Origin of the sequence: Weizmannia agrestimuris (genome assembly GCF_943193165.1) — a bacterium.
GTDB classification, from domain to species: domain Bacteria; phylum Bacillota; class Bacilli; order Bacillales; family Bacillaceae_C; genus Weizmannia; species Weizmannia faecalis.
Genome location: NZ_CALPDC010000005.1, coordinates 1 through 25,228, shown reverse-complemented (window position 1 = coordinate 25,228; position 25,228 = coordinate 1). Strand labels below are relative to the sequence as shown.

Annotated in this window: 22 protein-coding genes and 1 other annotated feature; of the genes, 17 read left to right on the top strand and 5 right to left on the bottom strand. The window is 45.9% G+C overall.

The window, feature by feature from the left end:
- The first annotated feature begins 54 nt into the window (after positions 1-54).
- The 8 genes from fabF (at position 55) to NFR98_RS04030 (ending at position 9,314) form a co-directional block, all read left to right on the top strand.
- Positions 55-1,296, top strand: a complete 1,242-nt coding sequence (gene fabF / locus NFR98_RS04065; protein ID WP_017551889.1) for a beta-ketoacyl-ACP synthase II — start codon at positions 55-57, stop codon at positions 1,294-1,296.
- Between the two features lie 367 nt (positions 1,297-1,663).
- Positions 1,664-2,455, top strand: a complete 792-nt coding sequence (locus NFR98_RS04060; RefSeq protein WP_017551887.1) for a DUF2268 domain-containing putative Zn-dependent protease — start codon at positions 1,664-1,666, stop codon at positions 2,453-2,455.
- Positions 2,456-2,606: 151 nt separating this feature from the next.
- Entirely contained in the window at positions 2,607-3,638 is a 1,032-nt protein-coding gene (locus NFR98_RS04055) for an ABC transporter ATP-binding protein (RefSeq protein ID WP_017551886.1), read from the top strand.
- Complete coding sequence (locus NFR98_RS04050; protein WP_046720957.1) at positions 3,625-4,551, top strand: ABC transporter ATP-binding protein; 927 nt, start codon at positions 3,625-3,627, stop codon at positions 4,549-4,551. The genes NFR98_RS04055 and NFR98_RS04050 overlap by 14 nt, the downstream gene beginning before the upstream one ends.
- A 16-nt stretch (positions 4,552-4,567) precedes the next feature.
- The gene (gene opp4B / locus NFR98_RS04045; RefSeq protein WP_017551884.1) at positions 4,568-5,536 is read left to right on the top strand and encodes an oligopeptide ABC transporter permease; all 969 of its coding nucleotides are present in this window, start codon (positions 4,568-4,570) and stop codon (positions 5,534-5,536) included.
- Between the two features lie 14 nt (positions 5,537-5,550).
- A complete protein-coding gene (locus NFR98_RS04040; protein ID WP_017551883.1) occupies positions 5,551-6,459 on the top strand; it encodes an ABC transporter permease in 909 nt (302 codons plus the stop codon).
- 18 nt (positions 6,460-6,477) lie between these two features.
- On the top strand, positions 6,478-8,265 hold the full coding sequence (opp4A, locus tag NFR98_RS04035; protein WP_251459750.1) for an oligopeptide ABC transporter substrate-binding protein: 1,788 nt from the start codon (positions 6,478-6,480) through the stop codon (positions 8,263-8,265).
- Between the two features lie 296 nt (positions 8,266-8,561).
- On the top strand, positions 8,562-9,314 hold the full coding sequence (locus tag NFR98_RS04030; RefSeq protein WP_014095736.1) for a YjbA family protein: 753 nt from the start codon (positions 8,562-8,564) through the stop codon (positions 9,312-9,314).
- A gap of 36 nt (positions 9,315-9,350) precedes the next feature.
- Here the strand turns inward: NFR98_RS04030 and trpS are convergent, their stop codons facing one another.
- Positions 9,351-10,343 (bottom strand): tryptophan--tRNA ligase, encoded by a 993-nt coding sequence (trpS, locus tag NFR98_RS04025; protein ID WP_014095735.1) that lies wholly within the window; start codon positions 10,341-10,343, stop codon positions 9,351-9,353.
- A gap of 61 nt (positions 10,344-10,404) precedes the next feature.
- Positions 10,405-10,647: a binding site (T-box leader), on the bottom strand.
- A gap of 112 nt (positions 10,648-10,759) precedes the next feature.
- Positions 10,760-11,098, bottom strand: a complete 339-nt coding sequence (locus NFR98_RS04020; protein WP_014095733.1) for a DUF3899 domain-containing protein — start codon at positions 11,096-11,098, stop codon at positions 10,760-10,762.
- A 405-nt stretch (positions 11,099-11,503) separates the two neighbouring features.
- Between NFR98_RS04020 and NFR98_RS04015 the strand changes: the two genes are divergently transcribed.
- The 9 genes from NFR98_RS04015 to pepF all read left to right on the top strand — a co-directional run bounded on the left by NFR98_RS04015 (position 11,504) and on the right by pepF (position 22,315).
- The gene (locus NFR98_RS04015; protein ID WP_104851314.1) at positions 11,504-13,174 is read left to right on the top strand and encodes a peptide ABC transporter substrate-binding protein; all 1,671 of its coding nucleotides are present in this window, start codon (positions 11,504-11,506) and stop codon (positions 13,172-13,174) included.
- A 128-nt stretch (positions 13,175-13,302) separates the two neighbouring features.
- Entirely contained in the window at positions 13,303-14,235 is a 933-nt protein-coding gene (opp3b, locus tag NFR98_RS04010) for an oligopeptide ABC transporter permease (RefSeq protein ID WP_046720953.1), read from the top strand.
- Entirely contained in the window at positions 14,232-15,251 is a 1,020-nt protein-coding gene (opp3C, locus tag NFR98_RS04005; RefSeq protein ID WP_026683766.1) for an oligopeptide ABC transporter permease, read from the top strand. The genes opp3b and opp3C overlap by 4 nt, the downstream gene beginning before the upstream one ends.
- Before the next feature lie 18 nt (positions 15,252-15,269).
- A complete protein-coding gene (locus tag NFR98_RS04000; protein WP_014095729.1) occupies positions 15,270-16,331 on the top strand; it encodes an ABC transporter ATP-binding protein in 1,062 nt (353 codons plus the stop codon).
- A 1-nt stretch (position 16,332) separates the two neighbouring features.
- Positions 16,333-17,274, top strand: coding sequence for an ABC transporter ATP-binding protein (locus tag NFR98_RS03995; protein ID WP_013858788.1), 942 nt, complete (start codon positions 16,333-16,335; stop codon positions 17,272-17,274).
- 279 nt (positions 17,275-17,553) lie between these two features.
- On the top strand, positions 17,554-17,949 hold the full coding sequence (gene spxA, locus NFR98_RS03990; RefSeq protein ID WP_013858789.1) for a transcriptional regulator SpxA: 396 nt from the start codon (positions 17,554-17,556) through the stop codon (positions 17,947-17,949).
- Between the two features lie 359 nt (positions 17,950-18,308).
- Entirely contained in the window at positions 18,309-18,968 is a 660-nt protein-coding gene (gene mecA / locus NFR98_RS03985) for an adaptor protein MecA (protein ID WP_014095727.1), read from the top strand.
- 282 nt (positions 18,969-19,250) lie between these two features.
- Entirely contained in the window at positions 19,251-20,435 is a 1,185-nt protein-coding gene (locus tag NFR98_RS03980) for a competence protein CoiA (RefSeq protein ID WP_235430809.1), read from the top strand.
- A 65-nt stretch (positions 20,436-20,500) separates the two neighbouring features.
- Entirely contained in the window at positions 20,501-22,315 is a 1,815-nt protein-coding gene (gene pepF, locus NFR98_RS03975) for an oligoendopeptidase F (RefSeq protein WP_017551875.1), read from the top strand.
- Positions 22,316-22,588: 273 nt separating this feature from the next.
- On the opposite strand, the gene NFR98_RS03970 is transcribed toward pepF, so the two are convergent.
- From NFR98_RS03970 to NFR98_RS03960, 3 genes are all read right to left on the bottom strand, one after another.
- Positions 22,589-22,777, bottom strand: a complete 189-nt coding sequence (locus tag NFR98_RS03970) for a hypothetical protein (protein WP_014095724.1) — start codon at positions 22,775-22,777, stop codon at positions 22,589-22,591.
- Between the two features lie 460 nt (positions 22,778-23,237).
- Positions 23,238-24,095, bottom strand: coding sequence for a ClpXP adapter SpxH family protein (locus tag NFR98_RS03965; protein ID WP_014095723.1), 858 nt, complete (start codon positions 24,093-24,095; stop codon positions 23,238-23,240).
- Complete coding sequence (locus NFR98_RS03960) at positions 24,092-24,493, bottom strand: globin domain-containing protein (RefSeq protein WP_014095722.1); 402 nt, start codon at positions 24,491-24,493, stop codon at positions 24,092-24,094. The genes NFR98_RS03965 and NFR98_RS03960 overlap by 4 nt, the downstream gene beginning before the upstream one ends.
- Positions 24,494-25,228: the final 735 nt, after the last annotated feature.

Below are 25,228 nucleotides of genomic sequence, written 5' to 3'. Positions count from 1 at the left end.
CATACAGATTGTAAGAAATACGGTCTTCTTATACCAGGAAAAGGAGATGGCATAATGGAAAAAAGAAGAGTGGTTGTTACGGGAATCGGGGCTGTCACGCCGGTCGGAAATGACGCGCGGACAGCCTGGGAAACTGTGCTGGACGGGAAATCCGGCATCGGCCCGCTGACAAGGCTGGATGCGGACCAGTTTCCGGCAAAAGTGGCAGCTGAAGTGAGAGACTTTAACATCGAAGAATTTATTGAACGAAGAGAAGCCCGCAAAATGGACCGTTTTACCCATTATGCGGTTGCATCTGCACTGATGGCGGTAAAAGATGCCGGACTTACGATCAACGAACAAAACGCAACCCGTGTCGGCGTCTGGATCGGTTCCGGTATCGGCGGCATGGAAACATTCGAAAACCAGTTTGAAGTATTCCAAAAGCGCGGATATCGGCGTGTGAGTCCTTTCTTTGTGCCGATGATGATTCCGGACATGGCAGCAGGCCAGGTCTCAATCATTCTTGGCGCAAAAGGGATTAACTCCTGTACCGTCACTGCGTGTGCAACGGGAACAAACTCAATCGGTGATGCCTTTAAAGCGATCCAGCGCGGCGATTGCGATGCCATGATTGCAGGCGGGACGGAAGCGCCGATTACAAGAATGTCGTTTGCGGGATTTTGTGCCAATACAGCGCTGTCCACCAATCCGGATCCGGAAACGGCAAGCCGCCCGTTTGATTTAAACCGGGACGGGTTTGTCATCGGCGAAGGCGCAGGCATTTTGGTGCTTGAAGACTTAGAACATGCTTTAAAACGCGGGGCTAAAATTTATGCGGAAGTGGTCGGCTACGGGTCAACCGGGGATGCCTACCATATTACCGCGCCTGCGCCCGGCGGGGAAGGCGGCGCGCGCTCGATGCAAATGGCGCTTGATGACGCCGGCCTTGCCCCGGATGAAATCGGCTATATTAATGCCCATGGGACAAGCACGCCGTATAATGATAAATACGAGACAATGGCGATTAAAGAGGTTTTCGGCGACCATGCTTACAAACTGGCCATCAGCTCGACAAAATCGATGACAGGCCATCTGCTCGGGGCAGCAGGCAGCGTGGAAGCCATTTTTACTGTGCTTGCGATCAAAGAAGGCATTGTTCCGCCAACCATCAATATTCAAACGCCTGATCCGGAATGCGATTTGGACTATGTTCCGGATAAAGCGCGCAAACAGGAGCTGAACGCAGCGATCAGCAACTCGCTCGGTTTCGGCGGGCACAACGCAACCCTTGCTTTTAAAAAATACGAAGCCTGATCCAAAAGGGGTATCCCGATTAAAAAGGGATACCCCTTTTGTAATGAAACGAAACCAGATATTGCAAATTATTTTTCAAGGATACTTTTCCTCAATGGAAAGAAAAGCCGAGTCGCGAAAACGTGATTTAAAATAACATGCCGTTCCGATATAACGTTTTTGCATGGGGATCAAACCGGTATATCGAATGCCGTGCCGGCGGTTTTAAAAGTTCGGGGATCCCTTTTTTCAGGCGGAAAGGTGAATTTTACAATCGAAAAAACGCATTCCGGGACGTGCGGCAGTCTGCTCTGGCTTTTGAAAAAATTTATTTTCTAAAATCCGGTCTTCCGCAATAAAATAAAGCAAACGGGAGGGGGAAACGGCGATGGGGATCATTCGGACGGATGTGTGGATGGAAGAAGCTTTCTCAAAACCGGAGCTGTTTTTAGAAACAATCAAACAGGGAAGGGAAGATCCGGAAGATTTTTACCACTACTTGCAGCGTTTCGGCATGTACCGACCTTCAAGGCAGGCAGAACAGATTTTTACTGCGTTGAAAAAAGCGGGTGCCTGGGAGAAAATCGGGGAGTATCATGCAAAATACAAAAAGCTTTGGAACGGGCCAGATCCGGACATTTACATTTTTCCAGTCAGGAATGGAAACGGTTTCAACTTTGGCCGCAGCCGCGGAAAATCGGGCGTAACACTGCCGGGTGCCGTTTTTTTATTTCTTGCGCCGGTGCGGGACCGGAAAGAATGGGAAGCGCTGTTTGTCCATGAATACCATCATGCGGCAAGAATGAGCAGGTTGAAAAAACCGCCGCGTGATTATACTTTGCTCGATTCCCTCGTGTTTGAAGGCCTCGCCGAACATGCCGTGCTCGAGTATGTCGGAGAAGAATATGTATCGGAAACATCAAAACGCTATTCCGAAAAACAGAAAAAACATGCGTGGCAACAGTTTTTTAAAAAATATCTTGCAGCCGGAAAAGAAGAAAAAATCCATGATGACCTTCTTTTCGGCAGAAAATACGTCCCGCCGATGATGGGATATGCGCTCGGATACCATTTGATAGAGAAGTATAAAACGGCCCATTCTTTTTCTACAATAGCAAATCTCGGCCGCCGTTCCGAAATATTTGCAGAAGGAATGTTTACCAACCCGCCGGAATCCTAAATCCATAAAGTACCAAAAAAATACAAATATAATTTTAATTGAAAAAGTGATTGCGTTTCTTTTAATTTTGTAATATTATTTAAACAATAAATTAATAAGATTTTAATCTATTTTCGTTGTTTTCTACTTTTACGAAGGGAGGTTTTGTATATTGGAAAAACCACCGCTTTTGCAAATTGAGGATTTGACTGTTTCTTTCCAAATCCAGGATACATACTATCCGGCGGTCGATCACGTCTCTTTAACCGTCAAGGAAAATGAAGTGGTGGCGATTGTCGGGGAATCCGGCTGCGGAAAAAGTGCACTCGCCCTGGCAGTGATGGGGCTGCATCCGGAAGAAAAGACAAAAGTTGAAGGGCGCATTCTCTTTAAAGGGCAGGATCTCGTGCCGCTCGGGACAGGGAAACTGAATGAAATCCGCGGGGCGGAAATGGGCATCATTTTCCAGGATCCATTGACCGCGCTGAACCCGCTGATGACGGTCGGGCGGCAAATAGAAGAAAGCATGGATTACCACACCAAACTATCCGGTTCCGAAAAGAAAAAACGGACGCTTGAATTGTTAAGCCGGGTCGGGATCCCTTATCCCGAAAGAACATATAAGCAATACCCGCATGAGCTTTCCGGCGGCATGAGGCAGCGGGTGGTCATTGCCATCGCTATCGCCTGCCAGCCGTCACTTGTTATTGCGGACGAACCGACAACCGCGCTTGATGTCACGATCCAGGCACAAATTATGGATTTGCTGAAAGATTTGCAGCGCCAGATGAAGACGGGCATTATTCTGATTACCCATGATCTCGGCGTCGTTGCCGAAATGGCCGACAGAGTGGCCGTCATGTATGCAGGTGAAATTGTCGAAATTGCGGATGTTACAACACTCTTCAAAAATCCGTTACATCCTTATACCCGTTCTTTGCTGAATTCAATCCCGTCCGCGACGGAAGCCAAAGAAAGGCTGCATGTTATCCAGGGCATTGTTCCTTCACTGAAGAACCTGCCGCGCTCGGGATGCCGCTTTAAATCAAGGATTGGCTGGATTAGCGATGCGGCGCACGAAGAAAATCCGGTTCTTCGCGAAGTGGAAAACGGCCACTGGGTGCGCTGTACCTGTTACAAACATTTTTATTTCCCGGACGAAAAGAACACCAAGACAGGGGATATGTATCATGCCACTTCTTAAGGTCGAAAATCTGAAAGTCTATTACCCGGTACGGGGCGGGTTTTTCCGCCGGGTGGTCGATCATGTAAAAGCGGTCAATGATATCAGTTTCGAACTGCAGCCGGGGGAAACGTACGGGCTTGTCGGCGAATCGGGCTGCGGTAAAACGACAACGGGCAGAACGATCGTCGGGCTGAATCATGCCACCGCGGGCAAAATTGTGTTTGAAGGCACGGATTTGGCCCGGCTCAGCCGGAAGGACTTTCAACATTATCGGAAAGATATCCAAATGATCTTCCAGGATCCGTATTCTTCCCTGAATCCGAAAAAGCGCGTGGCGGATATTATCGCTGAACCGATTCGCAATTTTGAGAAACTGCCCCGCGAACAAGAGCGGGAAAAAGTCCGCGAAGTCATGGAAAAAGTCGGCCTGAGTCCGGACTCCATGTTTAAATACCCGCATGAATTTTCAGGAGGGCAGCGCCAGCGGATCGGCATTGCCCGGGCGCTGACATTGAATCCGAAACTGATCATTGCGGATGAGCCGGTCTCCGCCCTTGATGTTTCCGTCCAGGCGCAGGTGCTCAATTTTATGAAAGACATCCAAAAAGAATTTGGGCTTACCTACCTGTTTATTAGCCATGACCTTGGCATTATCCGCCATATGTGCGACCGAATCGGCATCATGTACCGCGGGCGTTTTGTGGAAGAAGGGACGAGCGACGAAATTTACGAGAATCCGCAACATATCTACACAAAACGGCTGCTGTCCGCGATTCCAAACGGGGATCCGGAAAAAAGAACAGCACAAAAACAGTACCGGGAAAAAATCAACAATGAATTCCGGCAAGCTTTCAGGGATTATTTTGACGAGGAAGGGAAGCCGTACCATCTCAAGCCGGTTTCGCATACCCATTCCGTAGCACTGCCGTAAAGAGGGGGGCACAGTTATGATTAAATTTATATTGCGCAGAATTCTCATCATGATCCCTCAATTAATTATTTTGAGTATTTTGATTTTCATGCTGGCAAAGGCCATGCCCGGCGATGCACTGACCGGCCGGCTGGCGAGCAATCCGAAAATGGATATTCATACGCTTCATGAAATGAAAGAAAAATTAGGGCTGAATGATCCGGCTTATGTACAGTACGCCCGCTGGGTGAAAAATCTCTTCAAAGGCGATCTTGGCATGTCTTACATCCACCAGCAGCCTGTAACAGAACTGCTTGCCGGGCGGCTGTGGAACACGATTTTGCTGTCGGCGGTGATTCTGATCCTGACGTATTTGATCGCCATTCCGCTTGGGATCGTGGCCGGGCGATGGACGGATTCATGGGCGGATAAGCTGATAACCGGTTATAACTATCTCAGCTATGCAACTCCGCTGTTTATCTTTGCATTGATTATGCTGTTTGTGTTCGGTTTTGTCCTATCATGGTTTCCGACAAGTGGCAGTGTCAATATCCAGGCCCGTGACGGCACGTTTGAATATTTCATGAGCAAGGCTTACCATCTGATTTTGCCAGCCTTATCCGGATCCCTGCTCGCAACGGTGGGCACGATCCAGTATTTGCGGAATGAAATCATCGATACAAAAATCAAAGATTTTGTAAAAACGGCGCGGGCAAAAGGCGTGCCTGAATCGAAGGTGTATACGCATCATATTTTAAGAAATTCGCTTTTACCGATCGCCACCTTTTTCGGTTATGAGATTACCGGATTAATCGGCGGGTCCGTCATTTTGGAATCGATATTCGGTTATCCGGGGATTGGGCAGCTGTTTTTGCAATCGATTATGCAGCGTGATTACAGCGTGGTCACGGCGCTCGTCATGATTTCCGGCGTGGCGACCTTGTTCGGCACATTATTATCAGACATTATTTTAAGCGCTGTGGATCCGCGTATCCGGATTGAGTAACGGGGGGTGAGAGGATGAAAGCAGTCATTTCAACACAACAGCCCGCAACTGCCGAAACAGAAAAAAGCCCGTCCGGATTTTCGATTATCTGGCGGGAACTGATCAAAGATAAAATGGCCGTTATCTCCATGATCGTGCTGGGGCTGATTCTAGTTACAGTTTACGGCATGTCATTGATTTTAAACGAAAATGAGATTGTAAAGGTTGACCTTTTATCCATTTACGCTCCGCCCTCAGCTGAACACTGGCTCGGCACCGATTACGGCGGCCGGGATATATTCGGACAACTGATTATCGGTGCAAAAAATTCGTTTACAATCGGGCTTGCGATTACATTGATTACCGGTGCGATCGGGCTTGCGGTCGGATTAATTGCCGGTTACTTCGGCGGGATCATTGACAATATCATCATGAGAATCATTGACTTTATTCTTGTCCTACCGTTTCTCATGCTCATCATTGTCCTCGTGACAATCGTACCGAAATATAATGTGTTTTCTTTTATTCTCATTATGAGTGCATTCCTTTGGGTCGGAAAAGCGAGGTTGATTCGCTCCAAGACACTGGCGGAAAGGGAACTTGACTATGTCAGTGCTTCCAAGACGCTCGGCACGCCTGACTGGAAAATTATCCTTTTCCAGGTTCTGCCGAATTTGAGCTCGATTATTATCGTGAACTTGACGATTAACTTGGCAAGCAATATTGGCATTGAATCGAGCCTGACCTATCTCGGCTTCGGGTTGCCAGAAAGCACACCGAGCCTTGGGACTTTGGTTAGTTACGCCACAAACCCGGATGTGCTCCAGCATAAATGGTGGATTTGGTTACCTGCATCGCTCCTGATTCTGGTGATGATGCTGTGTATAAATTTTATCGGCCAGGCGTTAAAACGCGCAGCCGATGCAAGACAAAGACAAGGATAAAAAAGAGGGGGCTTAGCAATGAGGAAAAGAAAATGGTCAAGCGTATTCAGTTTGCTGGTGATGCTCGTATTGGTGCTGTCAGCCTGCAACAATTCACCGAGCAGCGGAAGCAAGAAAGACAAGGCAGTGAAAACGGAAGATTTAACAAGCAAGTTTCCGAATACCGTCAAAAACAACAAAAAAGCGATTGACGGCGGGATTTTGAATTACGGCATCGTTTCCGATACGCCGATTGAAGGCACATTCAACCTTGCTTTCTACGAAGGGCAACCGGATTTTGAAGTCATTAAATTTTTTGATGATTCGCTGTTAAAAACAGACGAAAACTATGAATTTACGAATGACGGCGCCGCCACGTACAAATTGTCCAATGACAACAAAACAATGACGATTAAAATCAAAGACAATGTCAACTGGTCTGATGGGAAGCCGGTAACCGCCGAAGACCTCGAATTTGCATACCTGGTTATCGGAAATAAAGACTATACCGGTGTGCGCTACGGCGATGCTCTGTTCCAAAATATCGTCGGCATGGATGAATACCATAAAGGAAAAGCGAAAAACATTTCTGGTGTTAAAGTAATCGATGATAAAACGATTTCCATTACCTGGAAGAGTGCCAACCCTTCCGAAAAAACAGGCGTCTGGACAACACCGCTTCCGAAACATTACTTAAAAGATGTGCCGATCGCAAAAATGGCACAGTCGGATAAAATTCGGTTACATCCTTTAGGCTTCGGTCCGTTTAAAGTTAAAAAAGTGGTTCCGGGCGAGTCTGTTGAACTTGTCAGAAACGACCATTACTGGGCAGGAAAACCGAAACTGAAAGGTGTCGTCATCAAAGTGGTCAATCCGAAAGTGGTGTTACAAGCCTTGAAAAAAGGCGAAATTGACTATGCTGCTTTCCCGGTAGACCAATACGAGGCTGCTAAAGGTGTAAAAAACTTCCAGCTGCTCGGCACGATCGATTTGGCTTACAGCTATATCGGATTTAAACTCGGCCACTGGGATGCAAAGAAACAGGAAAACGTCATGGATAACCCGAAATTCCAAAATAAAAAACTGCGCCAGGCGATGGCGTATGCGCTCGATAACAAGTCAGTCGGCGAAAAAATCTACCACGGTTTGCGTTTCCCGGCGACGACTTTAATTCCGCCATCTTTCCCGGAATGGCATGACAAGTCCGCAAAAGGGTACACGTATGATCCGAAAAAAGCAAAGAAACTGCTTGATGAAGCCGGTTATAAAGATGTCGACAAAGACGGGTACCGTGAAGATCCAAACGGCAAAAAATTCGTCATTAATTTCCTTTCCATGAGCGGCGGGGATACGGCCGAGCCGCTGGCAAAATTCTATATGCAGTGCTGGAAAGATGTCGGCTTAAATGTCAAACTTGTTAACGGTCGTCTTGCTGAGTTTAACTCCTTCTATGACATGGTGCAAAAGGATGACCCGAAAGTGGATATCTATGCAGGTGCCTGGGGAACAGGTAGCGATGTGGACCCGTACGGCTTGTACGGTCGGAACGTTATGTTTAACTACACCCGCTTTGTCAGCAAGAAAAATGATGAACTGTTGGAAAAAGGGCATTCTCCGCAAGCCTTTGACACAGCATACCGCAAAAAGGTTTACAATGAATGGCAGAAGTATATGAATGAGGAAGCGGCAGTCATTCCGACCGTTTACCGTTATCAATTGTATGCGGTGAACAACCGCGTGAAAAACTTGGCTGTATATCCGGATGAAACACAAACGGATTGGAGCAAGGTGAGTGTCACATCCGAAAAAGCGGACACCCAAGAATAATCCATAAAGGCCCTGTCTTTGGCAGGGCCTTTTTCCTTTCCGGCTTGCCGGGATCGGGAGAGCAGAGCGTCTTTTTAAAGCAGAGCCTTTATCCTTTCCGACTTACCGGGGGAGGGAAAACGAAGCGTCTTTTAAAGCAGGCCTTCTTCCTTTTCGACGCGGTGGGATTGGGGTTCTTCTTTTTACAAGCGAAGTGCAATCTTTATTTTCTACACAGCGGAATCCGGAAAAGAAGGAATAATTTAACTGCCCCCTGCCTATACTGAATGACAAACAGAGTATACGGGGGGTTATCCATGCTGTATCTTCACGATATATGGGTCAACTGGTTCGAGGGGGAGGAAAACAGTTATAATGTCTGCCCATTCCATGAGTGGCGGAGGGACGATGTGATTGAACTGCTGGACCAGGTGCCGCTTTTATTTGTGGACACGCTTTTATACGAGTACATTGAAAACGATTTGGCTGAACTGCCGCAAACTTTGCTGAATGATGTTTTCCAGAAGGCGGTTTTGCGCAAAAACCATGAACGAATCCAGCTGGAATATTGTTTTGTCGTGACGGATGGAAAAGGGATTTTGGCGGTGGATACGATCGGCTATACGCTACCGATCCGCAAAAGCCGGCTGATTCCGAGGCAGGAACAGCTTGTCTATGAAATGATCGAAGGGCATGAACCGGTGTCCTATCCGTTTGAAAACCGCAGCAATCCGAAAGAACATCATATTTTATCCCCGTCGCCGGAGTGCATGCAGGGGCTGACAAGAAGGGAACGACAATTAAAGCAGCTGTTATTTATGGCGCTCGACCAGCTCTATTCCTCGAAAAATACGGCGGAAGTGCGGTACTGGTATACAGAGTGGTGCCCGGAGCAGTATGAACACATCCAGTTTATGCCTTTTGAAGATGCGTGGGAGCGGCTTTATGCAGAAACAAAAACAGGCTGGTCCAAAAAGCATGAACAGTTGTGCGAAAATATGATCAAAGGGCAGCCTTTTTTTGAAAAACTATGGGAACTGGAACACAATGAAAAAAGCGAACTGATGTAAAAACGAGTTGCGAAACCTCCGCAACTCGTTTTTTTCTTAATGGCGTTTTTTTCTGCCCAATCCCATCGCATTTTCCATTTTTCTCAGCATATTTCCGGCTACAATACTGGCTTTTTCCGCGCCTTCATCTAAAATCCGATCCAGTTCCTCCGATTCAATCAGTTTATAATACCGTTTTTGGATCGGGGCAAGCCCTTCATTCACTACATCAACGAGATCCGCTTTAAACGCGCCATAGCCGACGCCGTCATATTTCCGTTCGAGCTCTTCAATGGTCAAGCTGCTGAAGTTGGAATAGATGTCGAGCAAATTGGAAATGCCCGGTTTCCGCTCTTTGTCGTATTTGACCACGCCTTCTGAGTCTGTAACCGCGCTTTTAATCTTTTTGTCGACCAGTTTCGGGTCATCAAGCAGCGAGATAAATGCTTTTTTATTCGGATCGGATTTGCTCATTTTTTTCATCGGGTCCTGCAGCGACATAATCCTTGCTCCGGAATTGGAAAGCTTAATATCCGGCAGCGTAAAAATTTCGAGGTAACGTTTATTGAACCTTTCCGCCAAATCCCTTGTCAGCTCGAGATGCTGTTTCTGGTCCTCACCGACCGGCACAAGATCCGTGCTATACAGTAGAATATCAGCGGCCATGAGCGGCGGATATGTGAGAAGCCCGGCCGATACGCTTTCTTTCCCTGCAGATTTGTCTTTAAACTGCGTCATTCTTTCCAACTCGCCGACATAGGCAACGCATTGCAGCATCCATGCGGCCTGGGCGTGCGCCGGCACTTCCGACTGGATAAAGAGCGTCGCTTTGTTCGGGTCAATGCCGACTGCCAGATAAAAAGCGGCAAGGCTCCTGATGTTTTTGCGGAGTTCAAGGCGGTCTTGCGGGACGGTAATGGCGTGCTCGTCAGCAATGCAAAAATAGCAATTAAAGCTGTTCTGCAATTCCACAAACTGCTTCATTGACCCAAGATAGTTCCCGATGTGGATCGTTCCACTCGGCTGAATAGCTGAAAAAATCGTCCTCATTTTTTCTTCCTCCTAAAGCATGGATATTTTTCCAGAAAAATAAAAAACCCATTCAACCAAAATTAGGGACGAATGGGATAAATCCGCGGTGCCACCCTAAGTGCCCGGCAATACGGGCCGCTTAGTTCCAATGCCAATTGGAGCCTGGTTAACGCAAGGCGTACGCCGGAAACTAATGAGGCGGCCGCCCGTTCATCTCCGGAGCTCGAAAGCCCATTCCACCTGCAGGCATGTTTGTTTCCACCAGCCACAAACTCTCTGAAAAGCCATAAACAGATGTACTCTTCTTTCTCATCGCTTCTATATACCAGTATCATTATAATGAAAAGATGGAAAAATGTCAAAAACCGCTGTCCGCCAAGGCCCATTTTATGCAGGATTCCGTCTTTGCCTGATCGTTTTAAACGGCCAGCATTTTAGGACGAACTTTGCAGAAAAAGGGCGATGGCCATCAGCACCATCATGGACACCCCGGTAAGAAAAGGCATGGAAACACGCAAGGTAACCAGCTTCGACAGCGGGCGGACGTCCTCCTCGTTAAATTTAGAAGACATTCTTTGAAACCCGTAAACAAACGCGTCAAAAAAACCGGTCCGCGCCATGAAAACCGATGCGGCAAAAAGAATCAACAGTGCCCCGATCGTAAATGAAGTATTAATATAGCTAAGCAAATCGATCCGCTTATACACCAAAAAAGAAAAAAACAAAACAAGCAACTGGGAGGCCAGCAACCAGCAGACAAGCTTTTTGAACATACGCTCACCTACAAAATGATTTTCATTCATTATACAGGAACAAAAGAAAAGATGAAATAGCGGAAAATCTAAACCTAAATTAAAGTTAAATTAAATTTATTAAAATTAATGAAAAAATTATAAATACAACGGAACGCGGAAGTTAAGCGTTTGTTAACGCTTTCAAACAAAAAACATTGTTAAAAAACCTACCAAAGTTTATTCATTTTAATAGTTTTATTTAAAATTTTTTCAACCATTTGTAAGGGGTTACAATATTGAGATGACAATATCTTTTTGGTTTATTACTCCTTTTACGTAATTAAAAAAGATTAAAAAAACATGTACAAGAAAGTGAAATGTTAGTATAATTAAATTCGAAAAGTCACTAGCTTTTCAGAAAAATAAAAAAAGGGTGGTTAGCTGATGAAGAAGTCAAAATTTTATGTGTTTATGACGCTGGCTTTTGCCCTGTCGCTCGTCCTCGGCGCATGCGGCGGCGGAAGCAAAAACAGCAGCTCAGGTTCAAGCAGCGGTTCATCCAAAACCAAGCAAGTGCTGAATATGGATGAAACGGCTGAACTTCCGACAGGGGATCCGACACTTGCAACGGATGTGGCAAGCTTTACCGTTTTCGGTAATACAATGGAAGGCCTTTATGTCGTTGGGAAAAATGATGAGCTGAAACTCGGGATTGCGAAAGAAGAACCGACAGTCAGCAAAGACGGCAAAACGTATACATTTAAGCTCCGTAAAGACGCAAAATGGTCAAACGGTGATCCGGTTACAGCAAAAGACTTTGTTTACTCTTGGCAAAGGGCTGTGAATCCGAAGACAGGGTCGCAATATGCTTATATGTTCTTTGGTGTCGTTAAAAACGCTTCGGATATCAATGCTGGCAAAAAAGATCTAAGCACTTTAGGGGTAAAAGCGATTGACGATCATACATTGCAAGTCCAGCTTGAAAAACCGGTTCCTTACTTAAAATCATTGCTGGCTTTCGGCACATATTTGCCGCTCAACCAAAAATTTGTTGAGTCAAAAGGCAGCAAATTCGGGACAAACAGCGACAATATGCTGTTCAACGGCCCGTTCGTGCTGAAAGACTGGAACGGTACAGGCCTGACATGGAAATACGTGAAAAACCCGAATTACTATGACAAGAAACATGTGAAATTGAGCCAAATCAATGTCCAAGTTGTAAAATCGCCAAGCACAGGCGTCAACTTGTACAATACGGGCAAAATCGACCGGACTGTTTTGAGCGCCGAATATGCGAAACAATATAAAAAGAACAAAGAAGCTGTGACAAATCCGGAATCAACCGTTTTCTACTTCAAATACAATGAAGTTAGAAACGGAAAGAAAACCGCTTTAGCAAACAAAAACATCCGGATGGCACTGGCGATGGCTTATGATAAAAAATCGTATGTCGACACGGTCTTGTCTAACGGTTCGATTCCGGCAAACGGGCTCGTTCCGAAAGACTTTACAAAAGATCCGAAAAACGGCAAAGATTTCCGTACGGAATCCGGTTCTTACCTCCAATATAATCCGACAGAAGCAAAGAAATATTGGGAAAAAGGGTTGAAAGAACTCGGCAAGAAGAACTTAACGCTTGAAATTCTCGGTGATGATACAGATAACGCAAAAACAACAGGCGAATTCTTCCAAAACCAATTGGAAAAGAATCTTCCTGGGTTAACGATCAAACTGAAAAACGTACCATTCAAAAACCGTTTGCAATTGGATACAAACCAAGATTATGACATCCAGGTTGCCGGTTGGGGTCCTGACTACAAAGACCCGATGACCTTCCTCGACTTGTTTGTAACAAACGGCGATAACAACAAATCCGGCTATTCGAATAAAGAATACGATAAGCTGATTGATGAAGCGAAGAACAAATACGGCAATGATCCGGAAAAACGTTGGCAAATCATGCTGCAAGCTGAAAAAATCCTGATGGACGATGCGGCGATCGGCCCGATTTATCAACGTGCTACATTACGCCTTGTTAAACCGTATGTAAAAGGGATCGAATACCATACATTCGGGCCGGATTACACGTTTAAAGATGCATATGTGCAAAAGTAAGAAAACTGCATGACCTCAATTAAAAAGGTAAAAGAGAGTATTTTCTTTCCGAAATACTCTCTTTTCACCGTTAAGCGGATTTTTATGTGAAAAATTTAAACATTCCTTTTCTTTGGGAGGTGTCACGTGTGACGAAGTACATTGTGCAAAGGATTATTTATTTGTGCATTACCTTATTGATTATTGCTTCTTTTACGTTTTTCCTGATGAAATTTTTGCCGGGGACCCCGTTCCGGAACCAGCAAAAATTATCACCGGAACAGGTTCATATCCTGAACCAGAAATATGGGCTGAATGAATCTTTGCCTGTCCAGTATAAAAACTATATGGTGAATTTGCTGAAAGGGGATCTCGGCGTTTCTTTCCAGTTTGACAACCAGCCGGTTACGCAGCTGATTGTGGAAAGGATGGGACCGTCCTTGCAGTTGGGGATTCAGGCCATGATTGTCGGCACGTTAATTGGCATATTACTAGGCGTACTGGCGGCAATGTTTCAAAACACATGGATTGACTACGGAAGCACATTTCTTTCGGTCCTCGGTATATCCATTCCCTCGTTTGTATTTGCTGCAGTCCTGCAATATGTGATAGGCGCGAAACTGCAATGGCTGCCGGTTGCAGCTTGGGATGGGTTCGCCTCTTCCATATTGCCCACGATTGCGCTCGCTATTTTTCCGGTTGCAACAGCTGCACGGTTTATGAGAACGGAGCTGATTGAAGTGTTCGGTTCCGATTACATTACGCTGGCGAGAGCAAAAGGGAATTCTTACGGGCAAATCGCCTTTAAGCACGCGATCCGGAACGCGCTGATTCCGCTTATTACGGTGCTTGGGCCGCTTGCCGTTAACTTGATGACCGGATCGATGGTTGTGGAACAAATTTTTGCTGTTCCCGGGATTGGCGAACAATTTGTTAAATCCATTCAAATGAATGATTACCCGATTATTATGGGGACAACCCTCTTTTTCTCATTCCTGTTAGTTTTGATTACATTAGTTGTCGACATTTTATACGGTGTCATTGACCCGAGAATTCGATTGGCCGGGGGGAATAAATCATGAACAACAACGTAGAGACATTGCCGAAAGAATTATTTGAACCCGCAGCCCCGGATCGTGAACAAAGTGAGTTGATCGCCAAACCGCAACTGTCCTTTATGCAGGATGCATGGATGCGGATCCGCAAAAACAAAGGTGCGGTTGTCAGTTTGTTTGTGATTGTAATTTTAATTTTGATGGCGATTATTGGGCCGCATCTTTCCAAATCGGGTCCGTACGCACAAGATACTTCCAGGGCGAATTTGCCGCCAAGAATTCCTGTGATTGAAAAGCTCGGCATTTTTGATGGGTCCCAGACGGTTGGCGGGCAAAAAGTGAACATGTATGAACAAAACCATATTCATACGTATTACTGGTTCGGCACGGATGCCCTCGGCCGCGACTTGTTTGCAAGGGCATGGCAAGGAACGAGAATTTCCTTATATATTGCCTTCCTTGCGGCGTTGATCGATATGCTCATCGGCGTTTCTTACGGCCTCATATCCGGATACAAAGGCGGGCAGGTCGATAACGTGATGCAGCGGATTATTGAAATTTTGTCCGGTATTCCGAACTTGATTGTCGTGATTTTAATGCTTTTGATCTTTAAACCGGGGATCTTTTCGATCACGATTGCGATGGTAATCACCGGCTGGCTGAATATGGCACGGGTTGTTCGCGGCCAGGTGTTAAAGCTGAAAAATATGGAGTATGTATTGGCGGCAAAAACACTTGGCGCTTCGAACATGCGGATTTTATTTAAACATCTGCTCCCGAATTTGACCGGGGTGATTATTATCAATACCATGTTCACCATTCCAAGTGCAATTTTCTTCGAAGCCTTTTTAAGTTTCATCGGGATCGGGCTCCAGTCCCCGGCTGCATCGCTCGGGACATTGATTGAAGACGGTTATAAGACATTCCAGTTCCTGCCGTATTTGATGGCAGTGCCGGGCACGATTATTTGTTTGCTGCTTGTCGCCTTCAACCTGCTGGCAGACGGTTTGCGTGATGCATTTGACCCGAAAATGCGCGATTAAGAAATGAGGTGAAGCCGAATGGAAAAGATTTTGCAAGTGAAAGACCTGAATATATCCTTTCACACTTTTGGCGGTGAAGTAAAAGCGATCCGCGGTGTGAGTTTTGATTTATATAAAGGGGAAACATTGGCCATCGTAGGGGAATCCGGTTCAGGAAAATCGGTGACGACGAAATCGATTATGCGACTGTTGCCTCCGAACAATTCGGAAATCAAGTCGGGGCAAATCCTGTTCGGCGACGTCGACATTGCCAAAGCGTCAGAAAGAAAGATGCAATCGATCCGTGGGAAAGAGATTTCAATGATTTTCCAAGATCCGATGACGTCTTTAAATCCGACCATGACAATCGGGAAGCAGATTATGGAGCCGCTTTTGAAACACCAGAAGATGCATAAAAGTGAAGCAAAAAAACGTGCCATTGAGCTTTTGAAGCTTGTTGGCATCCCGAATGCGGAAATCCGTGTCAAACAGTATCCTCACCAGTTTTCCGGCGGGATGCGGCAAAGGGTCGTCATTGCGATTGCTTTGGCGTGTAACCCGAAAATTTTAATTGCGGATGAACCGACAACGGCACTTGACGTTACGATTCAGGCGCAAATCCTTGAACTGATGAAAAAACTGCAGTCTAAAATTGATACATCCATTATTTTTATTACGCACGATTTGGGCGTGGTGGCGAATGTGGCAGACCGTGTTGCCGTTATGTACGGCGGAAAAATTGTCGAGATCGGAACCGTGGATGAAATTTTTTATAATCCAAAACATCCGTACACATGGGGACTGATCAGTTCGATGCCGAGCCTTGATGTCAAGGATGAAGAACTGTACGCGATACCGGGCACCCCGCCGGATTTATTGAACCCGCCAAAAGGGGATGCCTTTGCGCCGCGCAATCCGTACGCACTTAAAATCGATTTGGAGCAGGAGCCGCCGATGTTTAAAGTGTCGGACACGCATTATGCCGCAACATGGCTTCTGCATCCGGATGCCCCGAAAGTAGAGCCGCCGGAAGCCGTGAAAAAGCGGATGTACAAGTTTAAAGGAAATGTGCGCCCGATACCGGCTGAGGAGGGGAAGTAAGATGGCAGTGAAAGAAAAACTGATCGAAGTCAAACATTTAAAACAATATTTCAATGTTGGAAAAGCAAATGAAGTCCGTGCTGTCGATGATCTTACATTTGATATTTACAAAGGCGAAACCCTCGGACTTGTCGGCGAATCCGGCTGTGGCAAATCGACAACCGGACGGACGATTATCCGCCTTTACAATGCAACGGCAGGAGAAGTTTTGTATGGCGGCAAAAATGTCCATGCCAAAATGTCCCATAAAGAACTGAAACAGTTTCGCCGGAAAATGCAAATGATTTTCCAGGACCCGTATGCTTCCCTCAATCCGCGCCTGAAAGTGGCCGATGTCATTGCGGAAGGAATTGATATCCACGGGCTTGCAAAATCAAATGAAGAACGGATGCACCGCGTTTATGAACTGCTGGAAACAGTCGGCTTAAGCAAAGAACACGCCAACCGCTATCCGCACGAATTCTCGGGCGGGCAAAGGCAGCGGATCGGAATCGCCAGGGCACTTGCGGTCGATCCTGAATTTATTATTGCTGACGAACCGATTTCCGCGCTGGACGTCTCGATTCAGGCACAGGTCGTGAACCTGTTGAAAAAACTGCAGAAAGAACATGATTTAACGTATTTGTTCATTGCCCACGATTTGTCGATGGTGAAATACATTAGCGACCGGATCGGCGTCATGTATTTCGGCAAGCTTGTGGAACTGGCCGATGCCGATGATTTGTATAACCATCCGCATCATCCGTACACACAGTCATTGCTATCCGCCATCCCGCTTCCGGACCCTGATTATGAACGGACACGGCAACGGAAAATTTACGACCCGTCCGTCCATCAATACAAGGAAGGCGAAGAAGTAAAAATGCGCGAAGTGGCACCGCACCATTTTGTTTACTGTTCAGAAAGGGAACTCGAGCAGTACAAAAAAACTTATCATGGCTAATCATTCTCAATGGGAAGAAGAACGCATGCCGGTTGAAATGCGTTCTTCTTCTCACTTTTTTTATAAAAAAATGAAGAATAGGGGTTTAAATAGAGAGAATTGGGGAAAAAGAAGACTATTAAACCGGGGGAAAAATACAACAAACTATTTTTCAAAAAAATATATTCAATCACGCGGATATAGTGTATAATACATAATAGAGATTGTTTGATTAAACTTATTTTAATGTGAGAATCAAATGGGAATCCAAATATAAAAATTTAGGAGTGTGAATGCTAGATGGTCACATTATACACTTCACCGAGTTGCACATCATGCAGAAAAGCAAGGAACTGGCTTGAAGAAAACCATATTGAGTATAAAGAACGCAACATTTTTTCTGAACCGCTTTCACTGGATGAAATTAAAGGGATTTTGCGGATGACGGAAGACGGGACGGACGAAATTATTTCCACCCGTTCGAAAACATTCCAAAAATTAAACGTCGATCTGGATGCCCTGCCGCTCCAAGAATTGTACACATTGATCCAGCAAAACCCCGGTTTATTAAGAAGGCCAATTATCGTGGATGAAAAACGGCTGCAGGTCGGCTATAACGAAGATGAAATCCGCCGCTTTCTGCCGCGGAAAGTGCGGACCTTCCAGCTAAGGGAAGCACAACGGCTTGTCAATTGACAACTTTTAATATTTCTTTTGCCGGATGCCTTTTATAAGCGTAAACCGGCAAATCACCTCCCAGGTTCCGGCCCGGGAGGTTTTCTTCACCTTTTTGTCATAAAATTGTCAAATAACGAATATGTATTTAGAAAATTTTGTCTTGAATTTCTGCAGCAAATCGGATACAATACAAAAAAGATGTAAATGATCTTTTTTGCCGGATGTTTAAGAAATGGGCCGGCGTGGAATTTTAAAAAGGAAAGTTTTTTTATTTCCATTTGCCAGTATTTTATCATAAAATAAAAGTACAAGGTTACCTATACCTGAATGGGGGAACATGTCCCTTCACTACATCTGCAAGAAGGGAGAGTTGATGTATGGAAATCGAAAGAATCAATGAGAACACGGTGAAGTTTTATATTTCGTACGTTGATATAGAGAAACGCGGGTTTAATCGTGAAGAAATCTGGTATGACCGGGAAAGAAGCGAAGAATTGTTCTGGGAAATGATGGATGAGATTCACACGGACGACGATGTATTTGACCCGGAAGGCCCGCTTTGGATACAGGTGCAGGCGCTCGAAAAAGGGCTGGAAGTGCTTGTCACGAAAGCGCAGTTGTCGAAAGACGGACAGCGTTTTGAGTTGCCGATTCCGGATGAGAAGCTGAAAGAACTGCCAATCGGCGACCAGCTTGAGGAATTTTTCAGCGAGAACTTCCAAACGCCGATGCAGCAGGTTTTCACGGATGGCGATCCGCTCGAACAGGTCTTGTATTTCAAGGACTTTGAAGATTTGCTGGCGCTGGCCAAAAACGTCCGGATGGAAGACGTCAGCACGAAGCTGTACGTCTTTGAAGGCAAATATTATCTGTATGTCCGCTTCCCGGAAGATGTAACGGAAGAAGCTAATGACTTTAAGTTAAGCCAGCTGCTGGAGTATTCCGATCTTTCCTCTGTCACCAGCCATCGTCTGCTGGAATACGGAAAGCCGATCATTGACAGCAATGTATTTGCAAAATTAAACTCGTACTTTTAATCGATAAAAATCGGTGCGCAAACGCATCGATTTTTTTGTTTATCCGGAAAAAATTCATCCTGGCAAACAGGATTTTTCGCCCCGGGTGGTGAATGTATTCAATACGGCTGTGTATGGCGTTTATACAGATAAGGGCCCGGAGATACAGGCCGGCCAACTGTAACTTACAGAGAGGCCGGCACTGCATACGGTTGAATGCCACGGCCAAACAAAGCGGGACTACAGTTAAAAAAGGAGAGAATGCCGTTGCTTTCTGCGCTGAACGAGCGGGGGGAGCTGATCATGCTGACAGATCGCTTTACAAGATTGGATCTAAAGCAGTTAAAAACCTCCCATACGTTTTACTGCCGGGATTGCCGTGAACCCCTCATTTTAAAAATCGGCAACCGTGTCACCCCCCATTTTTCCCATTACCGCCATTCCACTTGTGCCACATTTTCTGAACCGGAAAGTCCGATGCATTTGCAAGGCAAGAAAGATTTGTTTTTATGGTTGAGGGGGCAGGGGCTCGATGTTTCCCTCGAACAATATTTTCCTTCCATCCGGCAAAGGGCGGATCTTGTGGTGCGCAAATACCGGCAGCTTTTTGCCATTGAATACCAGTGTTCCCCGATCCCGTTTGAGCGGCTGATGGAGAGAACGGAAGGGTACAGGCACCTCGGCATTTTGCCTGTTTGGATACTGGGCGGTCTGCCTTTCCGGTCCTCAGGGAAAGAGGCGGAAAGCGGATATCGTTGTAGCGATTTTCAGTTGTCTTTTTTGCGTCATACCCGCCACCACTTTTATCTATTCAGCTATGCTCCCGGCAAAAAGAAGGTCTGTCTCTTGTCCCACATGATGCCCGTATCCGCCAAAACGTTCCGCGCCTGTTACGCGGAAAAGCCGCTGTCTGCCTTTTCTTTTCCGTTTTCAGATGACCAGTTTTCACTTGTTTCTGCCCCTGTGCCGCTCCCTGAATGGTTTGCGGAAAGGCGGCGCTGGATCGGCCTGAAGATTCAGTTTGGAAAAGCCTTTCAAGACCCGTTTTTACGGCACGTTTATGAAGCGGGAATGCACCCCATGTCCCTGCCGCCGTTTATCGGCCTGCCGCTTTTGCACATGGCTGCCTGTAAACAGCACCCGGTCGAGTGGCAATTTTATGTATGGTTGGATGCCCTTTTCGCATTGCGGACAAAAGCGGCGGTTTCACTGGACGAACTGCTACGGCTGTTTACCGTGAGGATGGAAAAAAAGGAAATTACATTCAGAAAGTCACCGTATGTACGCGAAGGGAACGCGGCTAAGGCGATGATTTATGAGTATGCACAGCTGCTCGTACAATTAGGGCTCTGGTCAAAAGGAAAAGCAGGCTACCATATGAATAAAAATGTTTTTGCGCCAAAAAATACAGAAGAACTTGAACATATGGAGCACCATCTGTCGTCAGCGCTCGGGGCCGGTGTTTCAAACGGGAAAGCGGAACAGTAGCGGGATCGGGGGAGTTACGCTAAAATGAAAAAAAGGAATTTTTTGAGAAGAGTGGAGGAAAATTGATGGAAAACGGAAAAAAAGTACACGCGTTGCCAAGCAGGGACGAGGTTCGTGAAGCATTAACCTGGAGGCTTGAGGATATTTTTCCAAGCGACGATGACTGGAATAAAGAATACGAAGCCGTAAAAGAAAAGCTGGCCGATGCCGCTTCTTATCAGGGGAAACTTGGCGAAAGCGCTGAACAGCTTTATCATGCGCTAAAGTTCCAGGATGAAGTGACAGAAAGGTTCGGCAAGCTGTATACATACGCGCATATGCGTTATGACCAGGATACAACGAATGCCTTTTATCAGGGGATAGACAGCAAAGCGAAAAGTCTTGCCGCCCAGGTTGGGAGCGCGTTTGCGTTTGTGGTGCCGGAAATTCTTTCGATTGAAGAAGCGAAACTGAACGAATTCCTGGAAGCTTATGAGCCGCTGCAATTGTACCGGCACGCATTGGAAGAAATCAATGAGATGCGCCCGCATATTTTATCGAAGGAAGAAGAAGCATTGCTCGCACAGGTTTCAGAAGTGTTGAATACTTCCAGCACCACTTTCGGCATGCTTAATAATGCCGACCTTGAGTTCCCAACTGTGATCGATGAAAACGGCAATGAAGTGCAGATCACGCACGGCCGTTTTACACGCCTGCTGGAAAGCAAAGACCGCCGCGTGCGCAAAGAGGCATTCCAGAAATTGTATGCGACCTACAAAAAATTCACCAACACGTTTGCGAGCACGCTCAGCGGCCAGGTGAAAAAGAACAATGTTGTTGCGCAAATCCGCCATTACCGTTCGGCGCGTGAAGCTGCCCTTTCGGCAAACCATATTCCTGAAAAAGTGTACGACCAGCTTGTGGAAACGGTGAACAAGCATCTCGGTTTGCTGCAGCGGTATGTTGCATTGCGCAAAAAAGTGCTGCAGCTTGATGAAGTGCATATGTACGATCTGTATACGCCACTTGTCCAGGACGCCGATATGGAAGTGACATATGAAAAAGCGAAAGAGATCGTGCTCGATGGCCTCCATCCGCTCGGCGAGGAATACCGGAGCATTTTGCAGGAGGCGTTTGAAAACCGCTGGATTGACGTGGTGGAGAACAAAGGCAAACAGAGCGGAGCCTATTCTTCAGGCGTTTATGGGACCAATCCGTACATTTTGCTGAACTGGCAGGACAATATTGACAATGTATTCACTCTCGCGCATGAGCTCGGCCACAGCGTCCACAGCTATTACACGCGGAAGAACCAGCCGTATCCGTACGGGGATTATTCCATTTTTGTCGCGGAAGTGGCTTCCACGTGCAATGAGGCGCTGTTGAATGACTATCTGTTAAAAACGATCAAAGACGAGAAACAGCGGATTTACTTATTGAATCATTATCTGGAAGGTTTCCGCGGGACGGTTTTCCGCCAGACGATGTTTGCTGAATTTGAGCATCTGATCCATCAAAAAGCGCAACATGGCGAAGCGTTGACGGCGGAACTTTTGACAAATGAGTATTATAAGCTGAACCAAAAATACTATGGTTCGGATATCGCCATTGACCAGGAAATCGGGCTTGAGTGGGCACGCATTCCGCATTTTTATTACGATTATTATGTCTATCAGTATGCGACCGGCTTCAGCGCCGCGACCGCGTTAAGCAAACAAATCCTCGAAGAAGGGGAACCGGCCGTCAAACGCTATATCGGCTATTTGAGCGCCGGCAGCTCGGAATATCCGATTGAAGTATTGAAAAAAGCAGGCGTCGATATGGCATCGCCTCAACCGGTCGAAGATGCGTTAAAAGTTTTTGAAGAAAAATTAACGGAAATGGAAAACTTGCTCGGATAAAGAAACAGCGGCGGAATCTTTCCGCCGCTCATTTTGTATGGGACACTTTTTGTAGATAAGGGAGCAGGCCCGCGGCGTTGTTTTTTAAGCCGCTTGACGCCTGTTAAATCTTTTAAAACGGCTGCATTAAAAGTATTTGAAGAAAAATTAACGGAAATGGAAAACTTGCTCGGATAAAGAAACAGCGGCGGAATTTTTCCACCGCTCATTTTGTATGGGACACTTTTTGTAGATAAGGGAGCAGGCCCGCGGCGTTGTTTTTTAAGCCGCTTGTTACAAGTGGCGCCTGTTAAACCCTTTAAAACGGTTGCGGCGGTTTACATGCAAAAGCAGCGCGAAGATGGCCGCGAACAAAAGCGTGGACGTGAGAAAAAGAGGGAGAAGCTTCATTAGGCCGAGCAGATTCAGGCAGAATAAAGCGCAGAAACCGGCGGCAAGTGCGATAAGTTTACATTTTTTCATATCCACCAGGCTCCTTTCATCAGGTTTACACAGTCCCGGTCTTCCGTTATTTACACAGCTTCAGTGCTATTTTATGAACAGGCTGACGCGGTATGCAAAATTTAAATTTGACAGATGTGTGAACTCTTTAACAAGTACTTGCATACCGGATAGGGGGATGTTATTATATAGATGTGAAGTTGATCACAAGCAAACATACCCCTTTGTTTGACCGTGAAAAATTTCTCCCATCCCCTTTGTTCGTGTTGAAAGAGGCCTTGCAAACGCAAGGCCTCTTTCTTTTTTAGGGTTTGGCAAGGATGTTTGGAAAAATAAATGCAAGCATTTTATGGAAAATCCAGGACGCGAAAGCCGATTCAACACATGGAGAAGACAAACGCACGCATTTTCGCAAATCAAACTCAAAATCGGATTCGCTCAGCAAGCCTAAAATATAAAAATCCCCTGCCATAGACAAGGGTCAGTTGATATATTTCCAGAATGAGCCGTGCTTTCCTTCGATTTTCCGAACCTTTTGCTGAAGAACGAGCTTTTTCAATTCTTTTTCGGCTTCATGGACCGGCAGATCGTATACCACCGCAATTTCCTTTGATGCCACAAACCCGAAATACTTCAGAAATTCCTCCAATGGGGGGAGCGGCAATGGTGAAGGCTCTTTGCCCAGCATCTCCTGAAGAACTTGTACATAAATATCATAAGAATAGAGTCCGGAAATTTTTAATCCTTCATCTTCAATATGTTCATTAAAGAAAACAAGCGACGGGCTTTCGGTTACTTCCATTTCCGACGTAATTTTCAAATCGCACTGAAAAGCCTTCGCTGCGCTTTCGGAATGGATGTCATGCAAAAATTCGTCGACATCGATGGAAGCGCCTTTTGCACAATCCACTAAAATTTGGATATCCGATATATTTCGTTTTTCAAGAAAGACGAGCTCCTGTACTTTCCGCAAAAACCGCAATCCCTGTTTCTTTCCCTGCAGTTCGGCCGCTTTTATCGCAATCGACACGATATAAGGCGACGTAATCGGGTTTTCAATCCATAAACTGCCGTCGCAGGACATGCCGGTGCGGCTCGCCGTTTTTTCCCAGTAATCCGCAATCGCTTCCCGTTTTTTCGGAATGTCGTTCAGATTGGATAATTTTCCGATCAGCACATGGCGGAGGCGGAAATAGACGCCATACTCGAGACGCAGCTTTTTTAAAACCGGTTCCAGCGCCCAGCATTCCGGGCAAAGCGGATCGATAAAAACGTAGATTTCCAGCGGCTTTTTTGAAAAACAGCTGGAATGTTTCATTAAATCAATCATGTTTTTCAATTTGCGTCACCTGGCACATCATCCGGAGTATTGACCATATGCTGTGCGGTCAGGACAAGCCTTTGAAAAAAGAAGTCGCGGAATTCGCCGTCAATCCCTGTTTCGTCCATTGCGGCACTCATGCAGGACAGCCATGCTTTGGCGCGTTTAGGCGTAACTTCATGTGGCAGGTGCCGCGCCCTGAGCATCGGATGCCCGTGCTCTTCCGTGTACAGCGGGGGACCGCCCAAAAACTGCGTTAAAAACTGCTTCTGCTTCCTGGCAACTTCCGTTAAATCATCAGGAAAAATCGGGATTAAATCCGGATGTTTGGCGACCCGCTTGTAAAACGCATCAACAAGCCGGCCAAGTTTTTCTCCCCCAATGATCTCATATGGCACAGTTTTCTTTTCCACCATAGAATAACTGCTCCTTTATCTCGTTTTTATCTTGCGTATATTTAAAATCGACGGAAAGGTTTGCTCATTAAAATTTTTGTCGACATATCTGCCATTTGTTCTTTATTTTATCAAGGGGGCCGCAATAACTCAAACAATCCGCTTTATTTGGCAAACTTTCACAGCTTCCTATGACCTGCAGCAATAGGTGTCATAATATTTATTTTGGAAAACCTGCGCGATCGGCCTGATGAAAGACAATTCATTGGGATGTAAACGTGGTAATGATATTTATCGGGGCGGGGAAGGACAAAATGTATGCGTGTGACCGGGGAAATGTCCTTCATTGCGGCGGGATGAACAAGAGGTATGCGTGTGAGGCGGCGAACTGTCCTTTTGAACCTGTCAAAAGGACAAAACAGGATGCACCCGGGCTCGAAATGTCTTTTTGAAATTGTCAAAAGGACAAAACAGGATGCACCCGGGCCCGAAATGTCTTTTTAAAGCCGCCAAAAGGACAAAAGGAGTGGCGATTGGGCTCGAAATGTCTTTTTGGGAGTCAAGTCCAGGTTATTGTGTAAATTTATGGGCAAATGTTTTCAACCACCCTTTCATTTTTTCGGCTTAACTTCCATGGATTTTTTTCTTCATCTCCGGGAAGGGATGTCAAATGCCTTTCAATTTGACATCCCTTCCCGGAGATGAAATCATCCATGATGGAAGTTAAGCTGAAAATGCTGCTAACTATTCTTTCCC